The organism is Bacteroidota bacterium, assembly GCA_018831055.1.
Classification (GTDB): domain Bacteria; phylum Bacteroidota; class Bacteroidia; order Bacteroidales; family B18-G4; genus M55B132.
The window spans coordinates 1-2,552 of record JAHJRE010000337.1; the positions used below are offsets into that span (position 1 = coordinate 1).

5 protein-coding genes are annotated in these 2,552 nt (G+C 55.6%); 2 read left to right on the forward strand and 3 right to left on the reverse strand.

Features of this window, described 5'->3' with window-relative positions; translation table 11 throughout:
- From KKA81_17575 to KKA81_17585, 3 genes are all read right to left on the reverse strand, one after another.
- Nucleotides 1-496, reverse strand: a 496-nt coding sequence (locus KKA81_17575; GenBank protein ID MBU2652741.1) for a DUF1016 domain-containing protein, incomplete at its 3' end; no start/stop codon positions are given.
- Nucleotides 483-737 carry a helix-turn-helix domain-containing protein gene (locus KKA81_17580; GenBank protein ID MBU2652742.1) on the reverse strand — a complete coding sequence of 85 codons (255 nt, stop codon included), beginning with the start codon at nt 735-737 and terminating at the stop codon, nt 483-485. The genes KKA81_17575 and KKA81_17580, both read right to left, overlap by 14 nt.
- 86 nt (nt 738-823) lie before the next feature.
- A complete protein-coding gene (locus tag KKA81_17585; GenBank protein MBU2652743.1) occupies nt 824-1,618 on the reverse strand; it encodes a hypothetical protein in 795 nt (264 codons plus the stop codon).
- Between the two features lie 375 nt (nt 1,619-1,993).
- On the opposite strand from KKA81_17585, the gene KKA81_17590 reads away from it, so the two are divergent.
- Both KKA81_17590 and KKA81_17595 read left to right on the forward strand, forming a co-directional pair.
- Nucleotides 1,994-2,287 (forward strand): hypothetical protein, encoded by a 294-nt coding sequence (locus KKA81_17590; GenBank protein ID MBU2652744.1) that lies wholly within the window; start codon nt 1,994-1,996, stop codon nt 2,285-2,287.
- A gap of 26 nt (nt 2,288-2,313) precedes the next feature.
- A partial coding sequence (locus tag KKA81_17595; GenBank protein MBU2652745.1) for a hypothetical protein occupies nt 2,314-2,552 on the forward strand: 239 nt, incomplete at its 3' end.

A 2,552-nucleotide genomic window follows, 5' to 3' on the forward strand; every position in this document is an offset into this window, starting at 1 on the left:
AGCCGTTGGCGAGCGTCTGCTCCATGTACCAGCGACGATCATTGAGGTTTTTCACCTTTTCCAGAAGAACTACGTGATGAAACCAGGGAATCGACCAAAGCAAGGAGTCCGAACTTTGTGCCGCAGGCTGCGGCACTTTTTTCATAGGTAATTGTGCCGCAGCCTGCGGCATAATTGCCGAGGGAGTTGGATACGCTCGGTAAAACGTCAGCATCCGCTTGATATTGCGCTCGGAGAAACCCTTAAGTTCGGGAAGCTCGTTGTGGAGCTCTCGGGACAGGCGGGGAATGACGCCGGCGCCCCACCCTTCTCGCCCTTGGCGGTCATGGATAATCCGACCGATATCCCAGTAGAGGCCAACGAGTTCGGTATTGACCGCGACCATGGCGCGGGTTTGAGCTGCTTGGATGCGTCCCTTTACCTCGGCCAAAAGGGCGAAAAAACCGGCCCCGTTGTTCTTCTTGACTCTTTTCTTTCCTGTTTTAGCGCGAGCCATTGTGATTCCTGTTGTATTTGGCATCTTTGAGTTTCTCGACTTCGCTTTGGATAAAAAGCCAGGAAGCGCCTCCGACTTTCATCCAAGGCTTGATCTTTCCCTGCTGAAGCCAACTATAAAGAGTCTGGCGAGTGATGCCCAAAAACTCGCATGCCTGCGGTGTGGTCATGGCTTCTTTTGGATGAATGAGCTTGGCGTTTGGCATAAATACCATTTCACCAAATTTTAACACCACCGTCAAAAATCAGGTGGTTTCGGAATGACCTAAAACGTTGGGCGCAGCGTGCCGGTGTTTCGGAATGCCTGCCGATGGGTACCTCCGAGATTCTAGCGGCGGAGCTTAGAAGAGCCCGCCCTACGCGATTTGCGGAGGCCTTCCCGGTACAGGCGAGCAAGATGGCGAAGCTCTTTGCGCAATAGCTTGCCCTTCGCTTCGGCCTGTAGATGCTTCTCAATATACTCAAGGCTAAGGACCTCGTCTCTTCGTCGCGCTATGGATAGACGTCCCCGCATCGGAAGCTTGTTGATAAACTTTTCCTTTCGTTTGTTAACGATGGCCTCAAGAGGATTTTTGGGGAGTTTCGCAGCCAACTCCCGGGTCCGAGGGTAATGCTTCATGAAATCTTCGCGGATCAAGGGCACATGCATAAATACGCAGCGCAGATAGGACAGGTCCTCTTTAGTCAAGGAGCGCTTGAGTGTGAGCGGGTGGGATTCCCGGGTGACTGGTCGTCCCATATGATCCCGTGCAACCGTCCAGATTGGCCTTTTGCCGGCCTTGCGCGTCTCTAGGAAAAGCGCGGCTCCGGCAGCGAGGGCATAGAGCAGCGGCCGTGATGTGCTGCTCTTGCGCCTGACGATTTCCTTGTTCCACCAGGAGCGCAAGCGCAGATTCTTTTCTTCTGGAATCCCCGCTGATTTTCTGAGCCATGCCTCGATCAGATTCCAATCGGGCGAGGCTTGATTCCCTCGTGCTGCTTTTAGGTGTGCGGTGTAGGGGATGAGAAAGGCGGCGAAGAAGTAGCGTTCGTGGTGAGTGGCGAAAAGCCCTCGGCGTTGAGGATCGCCGTGCATGTGCAATTCTGCCGACAGCTCAAGCTTAACCCGAGTGATGTCCTTCATGGACTCACTAATGAGCGCGTGCCATCGCTTAGTCCTGTGGCGGAGAGAATCTTCGGCGTCTATCCCTCGCCTAAGTTTTTCGATCTGTCCGGTGACCTGGCCGAGTGTCGCATCTAGTTCCTTGAGCCTCTCTGCCACCTCAGCCTTACCCCTCTCCTCTTGGTCTAGGCGCGCGACTATCTTAAGCGCGGGATGGCATGAAAGACGCTTTAGGAAGCGCGGATCGCCATCGAGAGTACGTAGTTTCTCGACGGGATCAACGGAAATATGACTGCCGGGTCTCGCTCGTCCCATGGTTGTGAGGGAAACGGTCAACCAAATGTCTGATTTTCGGAGCGGTTTGGATGACAGCTAATTCTAGCAAACGTCCCTATCATGAGAAGGATGATGATGCGGATGGGAGATCGAAACCCGAGTGACACCTTCCAGACCAGGGACCTGTGGCTGGCCGCGGCACTGCTTGCGAGCGGTCAAAACCTGGTCGGTTTGGTATGGCATGACGGGCGGGCCTACTTCGCTTTCGAGGACATAGACGGCTGCAATAATTCGGCCGACAAGTACTGGAGCCGGGAACTTCAGGTCAAAGCCAAGGACTTCGCCGACGCCCTGCGCACCCTGAAGGATCGCCTGCATGGCGGAGCTCCTCGTCCCAGGGGGGCGAGGCGATGAGCGAGCCTACTCCCGACCGCAAGGCCATGCACGCCCATTTGCGGGCCTTGTTTGGTGACCTGCCCGGGAAACTTCAAAACGGACTTCTTGAGATTTCCTGGACAGACCCCAAGACCGGCAAGCTCAGCCGGTCCAAGCATTTCCCGGTCAACAAATTGAGTGAGGTGGCCGATGTCGCAGCGCGTGTGAATGCGGTTGCCGGCCAGAGTGTCTATTTCGGCGCGGCTTTACGCAAGTCGACCACGCCGCGGTGGCGGCGTGCGGC